Raw genomic sequence first — 18,244 nt, forward strand, 5'->3', positions numbered from 1 at the left:
CTATAATCAGATGGCCTCTCTGATGAAAAAGACAGAACAGTATCAAGCTTTACCCGCTAAAGTTTCCCAACAAGTTTTAAGAGGATTAGACCGGAACTGGCCATCATTTTTTGCCGATTCATCATTTGACTATACTTTTACTAACTATCTTTCAACACGAATACGATCATCTGGAAGGAATCCTCTTTCTCGATCGCCTTGCTTCTCCGGCGGATTTATACTCGGAGGAAGAATACCAAAAAATCAGTAATATTGCTGAATATAAGCGATAAAATCGCAAAATATCTCTACATCTTCAAAATAAGTTAAATAGCTTAACGGGACTATCTTTATCTGGCGACAAAATTTTTGTTGGTAAATCTAAATTTTTTGTTAAAATGATAACGATTATCATTCTAGGAGAACTACCCTAACAAACAAACAAATGAACTACTTGACAAAATAAATTAATTATGCAGTAGAACTCTGCCCTCAATTAACTAGGGAGATACTCAAGACTTTTTCGGTGACTAGGAAAATCAATTTTTCCAAGTTTCCGCACCGGAGATAACCCCAAAGACGAGGAAATAAACCGATAGCTTTCATTAGTTATCGTCTAGATGCCCAGAAAAATAAATACTCTAGCAAAGGGTATTTATTAACATTGGTAAAATCAGAAAACTCGGCCGATCAATTAACTATTGGAGTCCATAAAAATATCTATGACCTTAGCTAAGTCCAAAGCAATTTTCGACAATGATGACTACAATCACTTTCCCGAAGTGATTACCGAACCTAAATCGCCGGTATCGGAAGCCGAGATGATGCAAGCGGTAAGAACACTGCTGTTAGGATTAGGAGAAGATCCCGATCGCGAAGGTTTACGAGACACTCCTAAACGAGTAGTAAAAGCCCTAAAATTTCTCACTTCTGGTTATCAGCAATCCCTGGATGAATTGCTGAATGGGGCAGTTTTTCACGAGGATGCTAACGAGATGGTTTTAATCCGAGACATCGATATTTTTAGCTCCTGTGAACACCATATTTTACCAATTATCGGCCGCGCTCATGTTGCCTATATTCCTAACGGGAAAGTGATCGGTTTATCGAAAATTGCCCGCATCTGTGAAATGTACGCCAGACGACTGCAAGTACAGGAACGTTTAACCGCACAAATTGCCGATGCTTTGCAGGGATTACTGCAACCTCAAGGGGTAGCTGTGGTGATTGAAGCGACTCATATGTGTATGGTAATGCGCGGGGTTGAAAAACCCGGTTCTTGGACTTCTACGAGTGCCGTGCGCGGTATTTTTGCCGATTCTGCTAAGACTCGTCAAGAGTTTATGAGTTTGATTCGTCATAGTCCCGATTTTCACTAATTAGTCAGGGGGATTGGGATTATTTTATCGTCCTATCCCCAGTTTTTTCCTAGGTAAAAAACCAGAGCAAAACCAGCTATTTACTGTTTACTTTTTATTTTTAACTCGCTGTTATCATGCTGATTCGTCCCCGTCGTCTTCGTTATACTCCAGCGATTCGCCGTCTTGTTCGTGAAACTGAATTAACCGTTAATGACTTGATTTATCCCCTCTTTATCATGGAGGGAGAAAATCAAAGGGTTGCTATTCCTTCTATGCCCGATTGTTATCGTTATTCCCTCGATTTATTGCTCAAAGAAGTGGTTAATGCCTATAACTTAGGCATTAATGCCATCGCTCTTTTCCCCCTGATTGCCGAGGATAAAAAAGATAATTTCGGCAGAGAAAGTTATAATCCCGATGGCTTAGTGCCAAGGGCGGTGAAAGCGATCAAAAAAGAAGTCCCTGAAATAATTATTATTACCGATGTTGCCCTCGATCCTTTTTCGATTTATGGTCATGATGGTATTGTGGAGGACGGTAAAATTCTCAATGATGAAACCCTAGAAGTTTTAGTGAAAATGTCGCTCTCGCAAGCGGCAGCCGGGGCTAATTTCGTCGCTCCTTCCGATATGATGGATGGTAGGATTGGGGCGATCCGTCGAGCTTTAGATGCGGCTGGCTATTTGGATGTGGGAATTCTCGCTTATACGGCTAAATATGCCTCTGCTTATTATGGTCCCTTCCGAGATGCCTTAGAATCAGCACCAAAATTTGGTGATAAGAAAACCTATCAAATGGATGGGGCTAATAGTCGGGAAGCCTTACGGGAAGCCAGTTTAGACATAATAGAAGGGGCAGATATTATTATGGTTAAGCCCGCTCTGGCCTACCTCGATATTATCCGTCGTCTGCGCGATAGTAGCCATCTTCCCGTCGCCGCTTACAACGTCAGTGGTGAATACGCAATGATTAAAGCGGCGGCAAAACAGGGCTGGATTGACGAAAAAAGCCTGATTTTGGAAACTTTAATCAGTATGAAACGAGCGGGGGCCGATTTGATTTTGACCTATTTTGCTGCCGATGTGGCATTAATGAAACAGGAAAGCCGATTTTAGGGTTTTTGCCAGCGAAATTGATAGAAATTATCCTGCGCTCCCCATACCTGCTGCCCGCTGCTATCATAACCTCGATCGCTGGTATCCATGCCCTGGGAATTTAGAATAATTGTATTAGTTATTTTTACCGCACCTCTGGCATTAGTGGGACAACCCTGGGGGGGAGTTTCTCCCCGATACCCCCCCGCTATCGGTTGTAAAAACACAGTACACACCGACTCGGCCAAATCTGATACATTTAATTTTCTTTCTGTCAAGTCTTTGTTACAAAAATTAATAAAGTTAGGGGCATTATTTAACTTATAAGCTTTCGATTCCACAGTGGAATTATCAGCGCTAGGTTGAATGACTAAAATTCTTTGACGATAGGGTTGATTTAAGCGATCGATAATTGCCTGTTCCTGATAAAGATAAATATTATCCTGTTTGGGGGAAAAATCCACGGCACAGGTGGTCATTTGCACCTTAGCAATGCGGGGGTTAGTCTGCGCTTGTTCCCTGGTATCCATAACCCCAATTAAATGATTAGCCACCCCCTGCACTTGCGGATTAAGGGGCAAAGATTGAGTGAGAAAAAATCCTAGGGCGATCGAAGTTTTCAGCATGAGCAGAAGCTTGATTCCGGTTAGTCTCTAATTAGCTTAAACTAATAAGCAGCAAGAGCAAAAATACCCCTTTTCCCATGGCTAATCATCTGGCTGCATCCGAAAGTCTTTACCTGCGAAAACACGCCGAAAACCCGATCGATTGGTGGTATTGGTGTGACAGCGCCCTAGAAATTGCCGGGAGAGAAGATAAACCGATCTTTCTGTCGATCGGTTATTCTAGCTGTCATTGGTGTACGGTTATGGAAGGAGAAGCGTTTTCCGATCGGGCCATTGCCGATTATCTCAATCAGTATTTTTTGCCGATCAAAGTTGATCGGGAGGAAAGACCGGACATCGATAGTATCTATATGCAAGCATTGCAGATGATGGTCGGTCAAGGGGGTTGGCCGCTGAATGTCTTCCTAACACCGGATAGTTTAATTCCCTTCTATGGTGGCACCTATTTTCCCGTGCAACCGCGCTTTAACCGGCCCGGTTTTCTGCAAGTGTTGCAATCGGTACGTCGCTATTATGACGAAGAAAAGGAGAAATTAAGCAAATTCACGGCCGAAATGCTGGGCGCGCTGCGTCAATCGGCTATTTTACCCCGAGCAGAGACCAATTTAGCCGCTCCTTCCCTTTTAGCCACAGGAATCGAGACAAATACTGCGGTGATTCAGGTTAATCCCAATAACTACGGTCGGCCCAGTTTTCCGATGATTCCCTATGCTAATCTGGCTTTGCAGGGTAGTCGCTTTGGTGACGATTTTGAGGATTCCCTCCGGCAAGCAGCCTATCAACGGGGGGAAGATCTGGCCCTGGGGGGAATCTATGACCATGTGGGGGGAGGATTCCATCGTTATACGGTGGATTCGACGTGGACAGTTCCCCATTTTGAAAAAATGCTCTACGATAACGGGCAAATTGTCGAATATTTAGCCAATTTGTGGAGTGCGGGTGATCAAGAGGCGGCCTTTGAGAGAGGGATTAAAGGCACGGTTAACTGGCTAAAACGGGAAATGACCGCCCCAGAAGGTTATTTTTATGCGGCCCAAGATGCCGATAGTTTTGAGAAGGCCACGGATGGGGAACCGGAGGAAGGGGCCTTTTATGTCTGGTCGGATTTAGAGTTAAGGGATTATCTCTCGACCGAGGAATTGGGGCTGCTGCAGGCTAATTTTACCGTTACTGCCGAGGGGAATTTTGAGGGTCGTAATGTGCTGCAACGTCGGCAAGGGGGAGAATTAGGGAAGGAGATAGAAAATCTGCTCGATAAGTTATTTATTCGGCGTTATGGCAGTTCTCAAGCCCAATTAGCTCTTTTTCCCCCGGCCAGAGACAATCAAGAGGCGAAAACCGTCTCTTGGCCGGGACGCATTCCGGCGGTAACAGATACGAAAATGATCGTCGCTTGGAATAGTTTGATGATTTCCGGTTTAGCCCGGGCCTTTGCCGTCTTTAGCGAACCTTTGTACTGGCAAATGGCTACGGTCGCGGCCGAGTTTATTCTCCAGCATCAATGGTTAGATGGACGTTTTCAGCGCTTGAATTATCAGGGTCAGGCCTCGGTTTTGGCCCAATCGGAGGATTTTGCCTATTTTATTAAGGCTTTGCTGGACCTGCAAACCGCTAAACCCCAAGAAACTGGCTGGTTAGAGGCGGCTATCGATCTACAGGGGGAATTCGATCGCTGGTTTTGGTCCGAGGATGAGGGGGGATATTTTAATACTGCTTCTGATCATAGTCTCGATCTGATCGTGCGGGAACGAGGTTATACGGATAATGCCACCCCTTCAGCCAACGGAATTGCGATCGCTAATTTAGTTCGTCTGTCGCGATTGACGGAAAATCTAGAATATCTCGATCGGGCCGAAAAGGCCTTGCAATCTTTTAGTACCATCCTAGAACAGTCCCCCACCGCTTGCCCCAGTTTATTTGTTGCCCTCGATCACTATCGTCACGGGTTCTGTCTGCGCGCCCCGGAAAGCTCGATCGAACGGCTGTTAGGTCGCTATTTGCCCACTGCGGTGTATCGAGTCGATGACAGTTTGCCCCCTAGCACATTTGGGTTAATTTGTCAAGGGTTATGCTGCCTTGAACCGGCGGAAAATTTAGAACAGTTAGACCGACAAATTGCCGGGGTGATGGCGGGTCCGTCAATACTGCTCGGTTAGGGATTTTTTCTCTCTGCATCTGGTTATTAAAAACTGATTATCTATTGCCCCTGTTGCCTTTTGCCTGTCCTTATAAGTAGCCTATACTCAACGGATTTAGTATTAGTAGTGTGATTGCTCTAAAATAAGGTCATCGCCTGATCAGTATATAGCAATGACCTTAATCGCTGTCATCGATTATGACATGGGAAATCTGCACTCTGCCTGTAAAGGACTGGAAACCGTGGGTGCAGTGCCGAAAATTACCGATTCTCCCCTCGATCTCGAAAAAGCTGACGCTATTGTCTTACCCGGAGTCGGTTCTTTTGATCCTGCTGTCCGGCAAATTCGCGCTCGTCATCTTGAAAAACCGATCAAAGCGGCGATCGCTAACGGTAAACCCTTTCTCGGTATCTGTCTCGGTTTACAAATTCTCTTTGACTCATCAGAGGAAGGACAAGAGGCGGGTTTAGGGGTTATTCCGGGGACAGTGCGCCGTTTTCGCTCGGAACCGGGCATTACCATTCCCCACATGGGTTGGAATCAATTAGACTTCACCCAGCCGGATCATGCTCTTTGGCAGGGATTACCCCCGCATCCTCACGTCTATTTTGTCCATTCCTATTATGTTGATCCCCTTGATAGTCATCTAACTGCTGCCACCGTCACCCACGGCAGTCAAACGGTGACGGCAGCGATCGCTCGTGAGCGTTTGGTAGCGGTGCAGTTTCACCCGGAAAAATCCTCGACTAATGGCTTAAAAATTCTGGCTAACTTTGTTCAGCAGGTGCAAAAATTAGCTTTAGTCTCCTAAATAAGCCTTTAAAACCCGCTCGTTTTTTTGGATTTCACTGGGAATACCATCGGCTAAATTTGTCCCTTCTGCTAATACCCAAATGTGGTGACAAAGGGACATAATCACATCCATATTATGCTCGATAATTAAAAAGGTAATTCCCTGACGATTCCATTCGATAATATGGTCGCTGATTTGACCGATTAAAGTGGGATTAACTCCAGCGGCCGGTTCATCTAATAAAATTAATTTTGGCTCGGTCATTAGCGCTCGGCCAATCTCTAATAATTTACGCTGTCCTCCCGATAAAGCCCCCGCATAATCGTGCGCTTTTTCCCCTAGACCGATCGAATCTAATATGTCCAAAGCTTTGGCACGATTTTCCTGTTCCTGTTGGCGAATTTTTGCCCCCTGAAACCAGACTTTGAGAAAATTTTCTCCCGTTTGTCCCGGACTAGCTAAGAGCATATTTTCTAACACCGTTAATCGGGATAATACCCTGGCGACTTGAAAAGTTCTCACACATCCTTTCAGGGCAATTTGATAGGGAGGCAGCTGATGAATCGGCTGACCATCAAGAAAAACTTCTCCTTTATCCGGGCGAATAAAATTAGATAAAAGGTTAAAAAGTGTGGTTTTGCCGGCTCCATTAGGACCGATTAACCCGGTAATGCTGCCCTGCGGCACGTCCAAATAAGCATTATTGACGGCACGAATGCCTCCAAAACTTTTCGATAATCCTTTGGCAGAAAGTAACATATATAAATTATGAATTATGAATTATGAATTATGAAGTGGGAAGTGTTTTCAGTGAAGAGTAATCGATGAACTGATAACTGATAACTGATAACTGATAACTGAAATTATTTTCCCAAAGTTAACTCCTCTTTTTTGCCGAGGATACCCTGGGGTCGCCAGATCATTAAAACCATGAGCAGCAGACCGATAATCATAATCCGTAAAGCCCCTAATTGGCTATCATTAAAAATATCTAATTGGGGTAGAATAAAGCGAGTCAGGGAATCGTAAGCCCAGAAAATTACTGCTCCTAGTAAGGTGCCGGCATTGCTACCAGAGCCACCGAGAATAATAATAATCCAAGCGTTAAAAGTCAATAACGGTTCAAAATTAGTCGGGTAAATAGTGGTTAATTGCCATGCTAAAAAAGCCCCGGCTAAACCAGCGATCGCACCGCCTAACATCAAAGATTGTAACTTATACCAAAAGACATTTTTTCCCAAGGCCCGGGGAATTTCTTCATCTTCGCGGATAGCTTTGAGGATGCGTCCCCAAGGCGATCGCAAAAGTAATTCTAAACCAGTATAAACGAGAGCGAGGAGGACTAAAACTACCACCATCAGCCCCGCTTTGTAATTATAATCATTCAAGGCAATTACGCCGTTTATATACAGAAAAAGCAGGATTATCGCCCCTAACAACCCCCAAAAGATTAAAGCTCTCTTTTGCGTCGGTTGATAGCTTTTGCCGCTAATTTGCCCGGCTTCGCGCCATTGTCGTTGCAGATTGCGCCCCAATTGCCAGAGAGCAAAGATAGCAAGCAGGGTAAACAGGGCAATAATTAATAATTTGACGGGAAAACTGGGATTTATATCCAAAGGTAGGGGATAACGTTGTAGTCCGAAACTGCCTTTCGTCAACCAATCCTCGTTAAGCACCAGCAAACGAATTAACTCAGACACCCCGATGGTGACAATCGCTAGATAATCGGCTCTTAATCTCAGGGTGGAAAAACCGATGGCTAATCCCAACAATGCCCCTAGGAGCGCCCCGACAATGGCGGCAAAAATCATCGGTACACCCTGTAAAGTTAATAAAACCGTGGCATAAGCCCCTAAAGTGGCAAAAGCAACGTGACCAAAGTTAATTAAGCCAGTAAATCCCCATTGTAGATTTAAACCGAGGGCAAAAATCGCGTAAATACCCGCCCAAATTGTCAGGGAAACTAAATAATCTGTCATCTTAAGTAAAAAGTAAAAAAGGGGTTGGGGGAGTGGGGGAGTGCCGGAGTTGGGGAGAAAAAAGCTGAAAACTCACATCTGATTACTGAAAAGGCTGATTGCTAACTGCTAGTATAATATCAGTTAAAATGGCCTCTGTAGCTTGATGGACAATTGTGACGAGCGGAGGGTGCTAGGCTATTAATAACGAAAAAACCTTGTCCTGTTGATTTCTATGCCTCTTTTGATTCTAATTGCCGATGATGACCCCGGTATCCGCCTAGCGGTCAAAGATTATTTAGAATTAGCAGGTTATAGTGTGGTAGCGGCGAGTAATGGTTTGGAAGCTTTGAATTTATTGGATACCTATCATCCCCATCTTTTGGTATCGGATATCAAAATGCCGCGTTTAGACGGTTATTCTTTGGTGACTAAGGTGCGGCAACAGCCAGAATTTAGGTTATTACCAGTAATTTTTTTAACCGAAAGAGGGTCAACGGAGGAAAGAATCCGCGGTTATCAAGTGGGTTGTGATATCTATCTTCCTAAACCTTTTGAGATGGAGGAATTAAAAGCAGTTATTCGCAATCTTTTAGAGCGATCGCAAATGGTGCAAAGTGAACGTCAATATCAGAAATTAAAACCAGAAGAAAGTCCCAAAACTAGGGATGTTTTAACTTCTTCTTTACAGGACGATTTTAAGTTAACTAATCGCGAGCGGGAAGTGTTAGAACATTTAGCCCGGGGACTTTCTAATAGTGAAATTGGGCAAAAACTGCATCTTAGTTCTCGCACGATCGAAAAATATGTTAGTAGTTTACTCAGAAAAACAATTACTAACAATCGCGCCGAACTGGTTCGTTTTTCCCTTGAACATAGATTAATCGATTAGCTGAAAGAAAAAACTTAAATTTTGTTTTTTACTTCCTCCAAAAGACTGCCACAGGAGTCTAAAAGTAGCTCGATTACGCGGTCAAAACCTTCACGACCACCGTAGTAGGGATCGGGAACTTCTTTTTCTGGGTGATAACGAGCATAGTCACACATTAACTTGATCTTTTCTTGATATTTTCCTGTCCGATCTAGGGATAAAATATCTTGATAATTGGCTTTATCCATGGCTAGGATTAGATCAAAATTCTCGAAATCCTCGCGGGTAAATTGTCTAGCTGTCCCTTGCAGAGGAATACCGCGTTTTTTAGCCGCCGTATTCATGCGAGAATCGGGAGGAGAACCGATATGATAACCCGCAGTCCCCGCAGAATCACAGAGGATTTTATTGCCTAATCCTTCTTGTTCAATCAGATAAGTCATGATATTCTCGGCAGCGGGAGAACGACAGATATTTCCTAAACAGACAAAGAGTAGTTTATAGGGCATAAATTGACTGGTAGAATCATCACTAAATTGCCAATTATAGGGCATTTCTAACATCCCGATAAAGATTTATCCTCAAAAAACTCCTCGCTGTCCATTAACCTAATTTTGGCTAATCCCAAGCTTTCTAAATAATCTTGCCACCCTTGGGGAGTATCTTCGATCGCTAATAATCCTAATATCCTAGCTACGTCTGCTACCCAGGGTAGGGTATGAATTCTATAACCCTGCCAGTTTACCTCTAAGGATAACCAAGCGGGAATCTCTTGGGGGTTAAATTGTTGGGAGGCAAGATAATCAGCTTGAAAGCAGTAAATCCGAGGTGGTTTTTGACTCTCTAACAAGGTTAAACACTCCTTCTAATCTGGACATTAATCTCTTTCCCCATATTTTAGGGGAACCTCAGCATAATTTTTGTTAAATATGAACTTCTCTTGTCAAGAAATAGTTAAGTTTGCTCAAGACAATTTACCCTTAATTCTCCCCTAAGCGAGGACGAATAATTAAATAAATTGCCGGACCGATTAGAGGCAAAAGGGAAATTACCGGGAACAGGAAAGGATTTTTTAATCCCCGTCGGGTTAGATCATCTTGCAGCAAAATTGGACATAATAGGGTTAAAAGACAGAAATCTAAACTCATAACATGAATAAAACGGCTAGTTTGCCACTGATACCAAAAATCAGACCAATTGCCGTTAATTAATCCGTAAGCGATTAAAATTGCCGCAGTAATTAGGGCAATTACTCCTAACCAAGGTGAGTCTAAAAGTTTAATGACCAGATTTTTTTTGCCAGTAAAATTGCTGTTGGGTTGACGGAGAGTTAGATAGGGTAAAATAGCGAAAGCACCCACGGCAAAGGAGGCAAAAGTAAAGGGCCACGCGATGATTTTTTGGTCACGACCATCGATAATTAAAAGGCTAGTGTAGATCAGTGGCCAAACTCCCATCAGGTTGAAAAGAGAGATAATTAACGGGTTAATATTTTGCCATTTGCCAGTGGAAAGATCGATAATTAAATTCATTGTATCTGGTTGATCGGGGGGTGCTAGTAAAAAAGCGTATAATCCGAAGCCTAACCAAAGTAAACCGAGAATAATTTTTGTTAACATGGGAGTAGATAATTAGATTAATTGAGTAATCGGGTCTTCAGCATATATATTACTAGAAAAGTGATCAAAAGATCAAGCAAGATTACCTAATCAATGATCACTAAGTAGGTAGGCGTTAAAAATTATCAGATGCCCCCCTTATTAAGGGGAGATCCCCCCGCCTATCGGCACCCCCCTTATCAAGGGGAGATCCCCCCGCCTATCGGCACCCCCCTTATCAAGGGGGGCAGGGGGGATCGAACCTAAAATCCATTTTTAATTTAATTATAACCAGCTACTTAATTTTTAGGGAAGACGACGAGGATTCATGGTTTCTCCTGGGGTAATTTCTGCACTTTTGGAGTGGAGTAAGCGAGTTTGTTCGAGGATAGTTTCTAAGTCTTCATCCGAGAATTCTTGTACATAGTTTAATTTGACTTCTTCTAGGAAGATAATTAATAACATCTCGATTCTTTCTAGACTGTGACGGGATTGTAATTCCCCGGCGAGAGATTGCCCGAAACGTTGGACTAATTGCTGTAATAAACGCTCAAAAACTTCGTCTTCCTGGGTAATCTTGTCAGCTATATTAACAAAGGATTGATACAATTGACTAGATAGACGATTACTCAAGTCAGTTTTTAACCCTTTCATGCCGGGTAATCGCAATAAGCTCTGATACGCAGGAGTTTGACTGAGAATTTTCTCGATATTGTATTTAATTAAAGCTTCTGCTTCCGGTTTAACTTGCGGTAAAACCTTATCAACAGTGCTATTAACTACTAACCGAAAAATTTCGATAACTTCATTAGTATCATTGAGATTATTATATCCACCACTAAGGGATTGATCGAGAAATTTCTCCACTTGTCCCCGTCGGATATATTCCTGTATTTGATTAATAATTCTCAGGAATATTATCTCAGTAATATCTTTAGAAATTAGCGCAACTAAGCCTTTAACTGCCTGTTCTTTAATCAACCTTAAGTTAATAATTTTAACTTGATCTAGGCGAATAACGGTAGGAATAAATCGCAACCATCTCCAGATAGGAATAAACAGAAAAATATCATACCAACGCCATAACATAGCCTCGCGCCAACGCAGGCCTTTATGAGTGCGAGCAATCCACCAAGTTCTCAGCATAAATTCCCAGAAAAAGATGGTGCCAAAGAAAAAATCGATCGCCTCAAAGTTATCTATCGGTCTCCCATCTTCTCCCAGGGGACGAAAATAATTAGTTTCTATTAAAGGTTGAATTTCTTGATTGAAAAATTTCAACTCTTTTTCCCAGCCATTTTGACTGAGATAATCCCAAGTCCAAAACTTCTGAAAGGCTGCTTTTGCGGAAACATTTTCTGTTTTAAAAACCCGCAAGCGCATTTTATTTTTAATCTTTTCTAAAGTCCCAGTTTTCTCGGCCGAGGCAAAGGGATTATTATCGACCATATTGACACTATTCTGGCGCAAATTTTCTAAAATTTTCTCAATCTCTTGGCGATATTCTCCCAGATTAAACTCTGGGTTAAAGAGTTTTTGATTAATTATTTGATTAAGTTTATTAACTGTATCTAAATATTCACTGGTACTGCGATAGGGTTTAATCCCTTTCACCACATCATAATTAGCGATTCCTCTAACAAAGGGAATTTCTAGGGGTTTATCGGGAGGTATTTGTAATTCTTGAAAGGAAATCGGACCGAGTTTTATTGGTTCATTAAATCTTAATAAAGTTATTTGCAAGCGTCCCTGTAACCAAAAATCTCGCAGGGGAATATAGGTTAAATCGAAAATAACCAGAATATAATTACATAACACCAACAGGGCCATGCAAGTCTCAAAGAGATTGCGCGGGGAAAAACGACGGTTTCTACTCACGGGGGTTTTAGTCAAAGTCATTAGCCTAGAAAGCACACTTTGACCATGGTAAACCGAAAACGCCTAATTTTTTGGACCCAAAGCGATAGAAGTAGTGAAAAAAGAGCGGTTAAACTTAGTTCTGCCTCAGCAATTAATAGATGTGGTCTTCTATTCTGTGATAGCATCCTAGCAGATTCAGTTATATCCCAAGTTACGGCGTTTTTCCTAAAGATGAAGCCTCGTAGCCTCCTAGGGTGTGTTAATAAAGTATTGACAATGTAAATACATCCTGCCTATACTACAAGTATGGATGTCTATTTTGTCCTCAGTGGCATTACTTTTGTTTGGAATGACGAGAAATCTAGGATTAACCCGATCAACCATGACGGTATTACGTTTCAGCAAGCAGCAGAAGTCTTCTTCGATCCACTGCTGGTTGTTGTTGATGCAAGTCGCAATGATGAGGCACGAGATGCGATCATTGGGTTAGATAGACGGTGGAATCTCCTGTACGTCGTCTATATTGAGCGTGAAAACGACATCATTCGGATCATTTCGGCTCGCAAAGCCACACGCAAGGAACGTGAGTATTATGAAAGTTGAGGCATTAAAAAAACGACTGGAGAAAAATCGCCCTATGACTACAATCACGATTCGTATTCCCGAAGATGTGATTGAAGATTTAAAGCGGGTTGCACCGTTACTTGGTTTCTCAGGTTATCAACCTTTGATCCGTGCTTACATTGGACAAGGGCTGCGTGCGGATTTGGAGCGTCTAGAGGGAGATACAATTTCTGCTCTCGTTGCTAGTTTGAAGCGTCATGGTGTGAGTGATGAACTGCTGCAAGAAGCGTTGAGTGAAGTTACTCAGGGTTAGTCTAGGTTTTCAGTTGTAGTGCGATCGCTTGTAGAACATAGAGTTTTATCTGTCGAGGGCGCTTCTTGCGGATAGATTGCTGGAGAGTTTGGAATTCGACACCGATTCAGCGATTGAGTCGATTGAGTTTCTTTAATCTAGCTTTCCAAGAACTGGACTCAGTTTGGTTCATTTGTTCCCTTGTTTCCGTCTACTTTCTTAGCCTACAATATCTTTTTATCACCCATCAATTTTTCCAGCTTCCCTCAATTTTCCCAAACGAGTCCCCATGTACTATCCTCAATAAATGACTAAAGATTATTGTCAGGAGTGACTTTAAAAATGCGACCAGATTTGCAAGAACTAGAAATCACGCTAGGAGAGTTAAAAAGATTAACTGGATTGAATTGGCAGAAATATCAAAAATCAAAAAGAGTATATCTGTTGAGTCCAATAGGGACAATATTGTCTTTGCAAATGTATTTATTGGGTATGCTAGGTTCATTTTTTGGAATTGGTGCTTTCGGATTATTGTATCATTCAGGTGACTTTTGGGTTTTTATTTTATGCGCTTTACCCTCTATGTTCTTTTTTTGGCTACTTGCAAGGCTTGGCAACGAATATAACAAAACAAATGTTTTTGGTAAAGAAATCAATCAGTATTATCAACTTATTTTAAACATTAATACTTTAGATCAATTAGAAGCAGTGGGTAATCCCGTTAAATTAAATGAAAGAGAGAAAGTTTTAGAAGCATTAAGAATTAATCGGGAAAATCTAGTTCGAGCTTTACAAACAGAACGAATTTTGAGAGAAAATCCCCAATTTAGACCAGAACAATTTAATATTGATTTAAGTGACTTGAGATCCTTACAAGCAACCGAAAAAGCCACAGAATATGGTAGATTTTTAGATGAAGCCTTACAAATTGGTGTTAGCGTACAAACGGAGATGAGAAAACTAGAAAATAAACGTTTGGGTTTATAGTCGGCTCTCCATCTTGTATATCTTGTCGGCTGCATTGAGGGTTAAAATTGGTTCCTTCTAATGGTTGCTAGAAATGGGTTATGATGTTTATGCGTTTAGGGGCTAAAGGAGAAAAATCATGGTACGTTGGTCACTAACCGAATCAGCTTTAGGACAAAAAGGCGCAAAAAAGGGAAGCTTATCCCAATACGTTGAAGAAGCGGCACAAAGAGCGAGCTTTGAAGAAACCGTGGATTCTGTCCAAGAACGTAACTTGCGTTATTCCGAGGAAGAAATCGAAGAATCTATCAATGAGGCTATCCGAGAAACTCGTGCTGCGTCTCGTTCTTGATACCAATATTCTAATTTCTGCACTGTTACGCAAAAACACACCGCCTTATCTTTTTTATACAGCTTATCCCTACCTAGGATGAAAATAATTATAAATTTCCTTAGCTAATTGTTCCCCAATTCCTGTCACCTGTTGCAATTGTTCTAGGGAAGCTTCGCGAATATAATCCAGAGAATGAAAATGAGCTAATAAATCTTTTTGTCGCTTAAAACCTAAACCCGGTATCTCATCCAGACGGGAACGGCGACTTTTTTGCATCCTTTGTTGTCGGTGAAAACTAACAGCAAAGCGATGCGCTTCATCCCTGACTCGACGCAATAATTGCACTCCGGGTTGTTCCTTATCTGTCTCTAAAGGAGAGGATTCCCCCGGTAAAAAAATCTCCTCTCTCTGTTTAGCTAAACTAACAACTTTTACCTGTTCTAATAAATTCATCTCCCCTAAAACTGCCACCACTGCCGATAATTGTCCTTTTCCCCCATCAATCATGACCAAATCGGGAAAATCATCACTTTCGGCAATATTATCGGTATTTTCGGCATAACGACGGAAACGCCGGCGAATTACTTCTGCTAAACTGGCAAAATCATCGGAATGGCCGATTTTAACCTCGGGATTTTTGATTTTATAGTGACGATAATGTTGATTAGCGGCCACCCCATCGATAAACACCACTCCCGACGCGACTGCATTAGAACCCTGAATATGAGAAATATCATAACCCTCGATGCGGTGGGGTAGTGCCGGTAAATCGAGAATTACCGCTAAATCCTGCAAAGACTGTAAATCCCGGTCGGCGCTTCTTTTCGTCTTTTCTAACTCATAAAGAGCGTTTTTCTCGACCATAGCTAATAAATCCGCTTTACTTTGCCGTTGGGGGACAGTTAACTCGACTTTGCGACCTTTTTTTTCCCTTAACCACCCCGCTAACACCTCACCTTCCGGTAATTCGCAGGGTAACAGGATTTCGCTGGGAATTTCCACCCCTTCCACCGATAAATAATGTTCTTCTAGGACTTTTTGCAGGATTTCTCCCTCGTTTGCTGACTGACTATCGGCAAAAAATCCCAAACGTCCCACCAAACGACCAGAACGCACTTGGAATAATTGTATGCAACAATGCTGCTCGTCCTTAGCTAAAGCGATCGCGTCCCGGGATACGGTATCATCAGATAAAGAGACTTTTTGATCGGTATTAAGGGCCTGTAATCCGCGAATTTGATCCCTAATCGTGGCCGCTTGTTCAAAATCTAGGTTTTCCGACGCTGCGAGCATCTTTGCCGCTAATTTCTCTAATAATTCCCCCGTCCTTCCCTGAAAAATCATCGCCACTTTCTGCAAGGTTTCCCGATAATCTTGGGGACTGATTAATTTTTGACAAACCCCCGGACAACGACCGATATCATAATTTAAACAGGGACGGTCTTTAAACAGAGGTTGGGGACGTTGACGCAGGGGAAAAGTGCGTTTAATTAGGTGTAAAGTGTAGCGCAGCAGCCTAGTATCGACGTAGGGACCATAATAACGGTCTTTTTGGTTATTTATCCTACGTTTGCGGGTGATAAAAATGCGCGGGTAGGTTTCCGACCAAGTAATACAAATGTATGGATATTTTTTATCGTCCTTGAGGAGAGTATTAAAATGGGGCTGATGTTGTTTAATTAGATTAGCTTCCAGGGCCAAGGATTCTGCTTCCGTGTCGGTGACGATAAATTCAATTTCTGTCACCTGTCGCACCATCAAAGCAATGCGGGGACTAAGGGGTTGACTGGGACGAAAATAGGAACGGACTCTAGACCGGAGTTTTTTGGATTTACCGATGTAGAGAATTTCGCCATTTTGGTCGCGCAGGAAGTACACCCCCGGTTCGAGGGGAATTTCCCGAAGACGATTTTCTAGGCGATCGAGGTCTTGGATTAGGGTAGAGTTAAGATTATTCCCGAACATCTTTTTATATTAGGGTTTGCGGCAAAAAGTTTGTCTTGGGTGTGGGGTGTGGGGTGTAGGGTGTGGGGTGTAGGGTTTTACCGATTTTCAGGGAAAAAGTCCAGGAATTTTCCCCCCCATTACTCCAATGGCCGGTACTTTTGGATTGCAAAAAGGTCTAAAAGTCTTATCGAACAATGTTTTTAGATTTATTCAGCAAACCCTATATTAGACAAAAAAATTACGTCAGTGGGTATTAGCTGACGTTTGGCAAGATATTCGGGGCAAATCTTCACAAAAATTAATAGGCTTCCGATTCGATTTGCTTAATCGGGACGAAACACTCTCCGGGGAGAAGAATCGGTTTATTGTTAAAAATCAATTGGCCGCGATGATTGTCGCGGTTAATAGCGACACCGAAAGGACGTTTACTAACTCGGCTATTGAGGGTACAGTAGATGCGATAAATGCGTCTGGCTGCCCGTAAGACAGTAGGATCTAACAAAATTGGGATTTCCATATCGACACGCTGTTGTTCTGTTTTCTCGGATAGGGCCACCATATCACTCGTCTCCCCACGATTAAATTGAGATATTTATTAAATCAATGGTATATGACGATTTCCGAATTATGCCACTTTTGTTATGATTCTAAAACTTTCAGGATGGCCTGGCCCATAGCTTGGCATCCCACCAAGGTCATACCTTCTGAGAAAATATCTCCAGTACGATAACCGAGGTCTAAGACTTTTTCTACGGCTTTTTCCAGTGCTGCTGCCGCTAAAGGCTGATTTAGCCCATATTTTAACATCATAGCAGCACTGAGAATCTGGGCGATCGGATTGGCTTTATCTTGGCCGGCGATATCCGGGGCCGAACCGTGGACGGGTTCAAAAACTCCCACCCCAGCAGTCCCTAAACTAGCGGAGGGTAACATTCCGATACTACCGGTTAACATGGCCGCTTCATCGGAGAGAATATCACCGAATAAATTGCCCGTGACGATAGTATCAAATTGTTTGGGGGCCCGGACTAACTGCATGGCTGCGTTATCGACGTAGAGATGGGAAAGTTCCACATCGGGATAATTAGCGGCGATTTTCGTCATCCGGTCGCGCCAGAGTTGGGAAACATCAAGAACATTAGCTTTATCGACGGAACAGAGTTTCTTGCCGCGTTTTTGGGCAATTTCAAAGGCTACCTTAGCGATGCGGTCCACCTCCGATTCTAAGTAAACCATGGTATTTACACCGCATTTTTCTCCCGTTTCTGTCTCAAAAATCCCCTTCGGTTGACCGAAATAGACACCCCCGGTCAATTCCCGGACGACCATGATATCCACTCCCTCGATAATCTCCCGTTTGAGACTAGAAGCGTCGATTAATTGCGGAAAAATGGTGGCAGGACGTAAATTAGCAAAAAGACCTAAACCAGATCTTAAGCCTAATAATCCGGTTTCCGGCCTTTGCTGCCGGGGCAAATTATCCCATTTATAACCCCCAATAGCGGCCAGGAGAACAGCATCACTATTTTTACAGGCGCTCAGGGTTGCTTCGGGGAGAGGATTGCCGGTTTCATCAATGGCTGCCCCTCCAATTAAAGCGGTTTGGAAGTCAAACTGGAGGTCAAATTTTTTACCGATGACTTTCAGTATCTCTACGGTGACAGCGAGGATTTCCGGCCCGATGCCATCGCCGGGTAGTAGGGTAATGCGATACTGTTGCGTCATAGTTCTAGAACGGTAAAATAGGTCAGACTCTTGATTATAACATAGTTAGGGTTGGCTGAATAAATCTAAAAACCTTGTTGGATAAGGCTTTTAGACTTTTTTCCCATCAAAAAGTGCCAGCGATTGCAGTGATTGGGA

Annotated in this window: 19 protein-coding genes and 1 pseudogene; 10 read left to right on the plus strand and 10 right to left on the minus strand. The window is 42.7% G+C overall.

Going from position 1 to position 18,244, the window contains the following annotated elements; all coding sequences use genetic code 11:
* Window positions 1-146 precede the first annotated feature (146 nt).
* The 3 genes and pseudogenes from H6G40_RS08985 to hemB all read left to right on the plus strand — a co-directional run.
* Window positions 147-272, plus strand: a pseudogene (locus tag H6G40_RS08985) (peptide deformylase); the annotation flags it as partial.
* A 429-nt stretch (window positions 273-701) separates the two neighbouring features.
* Window positions 702-1,358, plus strand: coding sequence for a GTP cyclohydrolase I FolE (folE, locus tag H6G40_RS08990; protein ID WP_002752393.1), 657 nt, complete (start codon window positions 702-704; stop codon window positions 1,356-1,358).
* Between the two features lie 116 nt (window positions 1,359-1,474).
* Window positions 1,475-2,455 (plus strand): porphobilinogen synthase, encoded by a 981-nt coding sequence (hemB, locus tag H6G40_RS08995; protein WP_002758385.1) that lies wholly within the window; start codon window positions 1,475-1,477, stop codon window positions 2,453-2,455.
* On the opposite strand, the gene H6G40_RS09000 is transcribed toward hemB, so the two are convergent.
* Complete coding sequence (locus tag H6G40_RS09000) at window positions 2,452-3,060, minus strand: chromophore lyase CpcT/CpeT (RefSeq protein WP_190537547.1); 609 nt, start codon at window positions 3,058-3,060, stop codon at window positions 2,452-2,454. The genes hemB and H6G40_RS09000 overlap by 4 nt on opposite strands.
* A gap of 77 nt (window positions 3,061-3,137) precedes the next feature.
* On the opposite strand from H6G40_RS09000, the gene H6G40_RS09005 reads away from it, so the two are divergent.
* Both H6G40_RS09005 and hisH read left to right on the plus strand, forming a co-directional pair.
* Entirely contained in the window at window positions 3,138-5,216 is a 2,079-nt protein-coding gene (locus tag H6G40_RS09005) for a thioredoxin domain-containing protein (RefSeq protein ID WP_190537549.1), read from the plus strand.
* 154 nt (window positions 5,217-5,370) lie between these two features.
* Window positions 5,371-6,009: an imidazole glycerol phosphate synthase subunit HisH gene (gene hisH, locus H6G40_RS09010; protein WP_069474537.1), complete on the plus strand. Its 639-nt coding sequence runs from the start codon at window positions 5,371-5,373 to the stop codon at window positions 6,007-6,009.
* On the opposite strand, the gene H6G40_RS09015 is transcribed toward hisH, so the two are convergent.
* Entirely contained in the window at window positions 5,998-6,750 is a 753-nt protein-coding gene (locus H6G40_RS09015; protein ID WP_069474538.1) for an ABC transporter ATP-binding protein, read from the minus strand. The genes hisH and H6G40_RS09015 overlap by 12 nt on opposite strands.
* A 104-nt stretch (window positions 6,751-6,854) precedes the next feature.
* Entirely contained in the window at window positions 6,855-7,970 is a 1,116-nt protein-coding gene (locus H6G40_RS09020; protein WP_002742401.1) for a branched-chain amino acid ABC transporter permease, read from the minus strand.
* A 214-nt stretch (window positions 7,971-8,184) separates the two neighbouring features.
* Here H6G40_RS09020 and H6G40_RS09025 point away from each other — a divergent pair, with 214 nt between their 5' ends.
* Window positions 8,185-8,841, plus strand: a complete 657-nt coding sequence (locus H6G40_RS09025) for a response regulator transcription factor (protein ID WP_002731853.1) — start codon at window positions 8,185-8,187, stop codon at window positions 8,839-8,841.
* 14 nt (window positions 8,842-8,855) lie between these two features.
* On the opposite strand, the gene H6G40_RS09030 is transcribed toward H6G40_RS09025, so the two are convergent.
* The 4 genes from H6G40_RS09030 to H6G40_RS09045 all read right to left on the minus strand — a co-directional run bounded on the left by H6G40_RS09030 (window position 8,856) and on the right by H6G40_RS09045 (window position 12,317).
* Window positions 8,856-9,374, minus strand: coding sequence for a low molecular weight protein-tyrosine-phosphatase (locus tag H6G40_RS09030; RefSeq protein WP_069474568.1), 519 nt, complete (start codon window positions 9,372-9,374; stop codon window positions 8,856-8,858).
* A 2-nt stretch (window positions 9,375-9,376) separates the two neighbouring features.
* The gene (locus H6G40_RS09035; RefSeq protein ID WP_002752383.1) at window positions 9,377-9,670 is read right to left on the minus strand and encodes a hypothetical protein; all 294 of its coding nucleotides are present in this window, start codon (window positions 9,668-9,670) and stop codon (window positions 9,377-9,379) included.
* 130 nt (window positions 9,671-9,800) lie between these two features.
* Entirely contained in the window at window positions 9,801-10,439 is a 639-nt protein-coding gene (locus tag H6G40_RS09040) for a DUF2834 domain-containing protein (RefSeq protein ID WP_069474539.1), read from the minus strand.
* Window positions 10,440-10,724: 285 nt separating this feature from the next.
* On the minus strand, window positions 10,725-12,317 hold the full coding sequence (locus H6G40_RS09045; RefSeq protein WP_069474540.1) for a hypothetical protein: 1,593 nt from the start codon (window positions 12,315-12,317) through the stop codon (window positions 10,725-10,727).
* A gap of 267 nt (window positions 12,318-12,584) precedes the next feature.
* Between H6G40_RS09045 and H6G40_RS09050 the strand changes: the two genes are divergently transcribed.
* The 4 genes from H6G40_RS09050 (at window position 12,585) to H6G40_RS09065 (ending at window position 14,452) form a co-directional block, all read left to right on the plus strand.
* Window positions 12,585-12,881: a BrnT family toxin gene (locus tag H6G40_RS09050; protein WP_002784536.1), complete on the plus strand. Its 297-nt coding sequence runs from the start codon at window positions 12,585-12,587 to the stop codon at window positions 12,879-12,881.
* Window positions 12,871-13,155, plus strand: a complete 285-nt coding sequence (locus H6G40_RS09055) for a hypothetical protein (RefSeq protein WP_190537552.1) — start codon at window positions 12,871-12,873, stop codon at window positions 13,153-13,155. Before H6G40_RS09050 ends, H6G40_RS09055 begins: the two co-directional genes overlap by 11 nt.
* 321 nt (window positions 13,156-13,476) lie before the next feature.
* Window positions 13,477-14,121: a CDP-alcohol phosphatidyltransferase family protein gene (locus H6G40_RS09060; protein WP_190537554.1), complete on the plus strand. Its 645-nt coding sequence runs from the start codon at window positions 13,477-13,479 to the stop codon at window positions 14,119-14,121.
* Window positions 14,122-14,239: 118 nt separating this feature from the next.
* Entirely contained in the window at window positions 14,240-14,452 is a 213-nt protein-coding gene (locus H6G40_RS09065) for a ribbon-helix-helix domain-containing protein (protein ID WP_016516995.1), read from the plus strand.
* A 69-nt stretch (window positions 14,453-14,521) separates the two neighbouring features.
* Here the strand turns inward: H6G40_RS09065 and uvrC are convergent, their stop codons facing one another.
* The 3 genes from uvrC to leuB form a co-directional block, all read right to left on the minus strand.
* Window positions 14,522-16,399 carry an excinuclease ABC subunit UvrC gene (gene uvrC, locus H6G40_RS09070; RefSeq protein ID WP_190537556.1) on the minus strand — a complete coding sequence of 626 codons (1,878 nt, stop codon included), beginning with the start codon at window positions 16,397-16,399 and terminating at the stop codon, window positions 14,522-14,524.
* 280 nt (window positions 16,400-16,679) lie between these two features.
* Window positions 16,680-16,940: a hypothetical protein gene (locus H6G40_RS09075; protein ID WP_002734814.1), complete on the minus strand. Its 261-nt coding sequence runs from the start codon at window positions 16,938-16,940 to the stop codon at window positions 16,680-16,682.
* Between the two features lie 80 nt (window positions 16,941-17,020).
* Window positions 17,021-18,106, minus strand: a complete 1,086-nt coding sequence (gene leuB / locus H6G40_RS09080) for a 3-isopropylmalate dehydrogenase (RefSeq protein WP_123230197.1) — start codon at window positions 18,104-18,106, stop codon at window positions 17,021-17,023.
* Window positions 18,107-18,244: the final 138 nt, after the last annotated feature.

Source organism: Microcystis viridis FACHB-1342, assembly GCF_014698335.1.
Lineage (GTDB): Bacteria > Cyanobacteriota > Cyanobacteriia > Cyanobacteriales > Microcystaceae > Microcystis > Microcystis ichthyoblabe_A.

Coding starts and splice junctions, on each gene's coding strand:
- folE (WP_002752393.1), top strand. CDS start 702: ATGACCTTAGCTAAGTCCAAAGCAATTTTCGACAATGATGACTACAAT.
- hemB (WP_002758385.1), top strand. CDS start 1,475: ATGCTGATTCGTCCCCGTCGTCTTCGTTATACTCCAGCGATTCGCCGT.
- H6G40_RS09000 (WP_190537547.1), bottom strand. CDS start 3,060: ATGCTGAAAACTTCGATCGCCCTAGGATTTTTTCTCACTCAATCTTTG.
- H6G40_RS09005 (WP_190537549.1), top strand. CDS start 3,138: ATGGCTAATCATCTGGCTGCATCCGAAAGTCTTTACCTGCGAAAACAC.
- hisH (WP_069474537.1), top strand. CDS start 5,371: ATGACCTTAATCGCTGTCATCGATTATGACATGGGAAATCTGCACTCT.
- H6G40_RS09015 (WP_069474538.1), bottom strand. CDS start 6,750: ATGTTACTTTCTGCCAAAGGATTATCGAAAAGTTTTGGAGGCATTCGT.
- H6G40_RS09020 (WP_002742401.1), bottom strand. CDS start 7,970: ATGACAGATTATTTAGTTTCCCTGACAATTTGGGCGGGTATTTACGCG.
- H6G40_RS09025 (WP_002731853.1), top strand. CDS start 8,185: ATGCCTCTTTTGATTCTAATTGCCGATGATGACCCCGGTATCCGCCTA.
- H6G40_RS09030 (WP_069474568.1), bottom strand. CDS start 9,374: ATGCCCTATAATTGGCAATTTAGTGATGATTCTACCAGTCAATTTATG.
- H6G40_RS09040 (WP_069474539.1), bottom strand. CDS start 10,439: ATGTTAACAAAAATTATTCTCGGTTTACTTTGGTTAGGCTTCGGATTA.
- H6G40_RS09045 (WP_069474540.1), bottom strand. CDS start 12,317: ATGACTTTGACTAAAACCCCCGTGAGTAGAAACCGTCGTTTTTCCCCG.
- H6G40_RS09050 (WP_002784536.1), top strand. CDS start 12,585: ATGGATGTCTATTTTGTCCTCAGTGGCATTACTTTTGTTTGGAATGAC.
- H6G40_RS09055 (WP_190537552.1), top strand. CDS start 12,871: ATGAAAGTTGAGGCATTAAAAAAACGACTGGAGAAAAATCGCCCTATG.
- H6G40_RS09060 (WP_190537554.1), top strand. CDS start 13,477: ATGCGACCAGATTTGCAAGAACTAGAAATCACGCTAGGAGAGTTAAAA.
- H6G40_RS09065 (WP_016516995.1), top strand. CDS start 14,240: ATGGTACGTTGGTCACTAACCGAATCAGCTTTAGGACAAAAAGGCGCA.
- uvrC (WP_190537556.1), bottom strand. CDS start 16,399: ATGTTCGGGAATAATCTTAACTCTACCCTAATCCAAGACCTCGATCGC.
- H6G40_RS09075 (WP_002734814.1), bottom strand. CDS start 16,940: ATGGTGGCCCTATCCGAGAAAACAGAACAACAGCGTGTCGATATGGAA.
- leuB (WP_123230197.1), bottom strand. CDS start 18,106: ATGACGCAACAGTATCGCATTACCCTACTACCCGGCGATGGCATCGGG.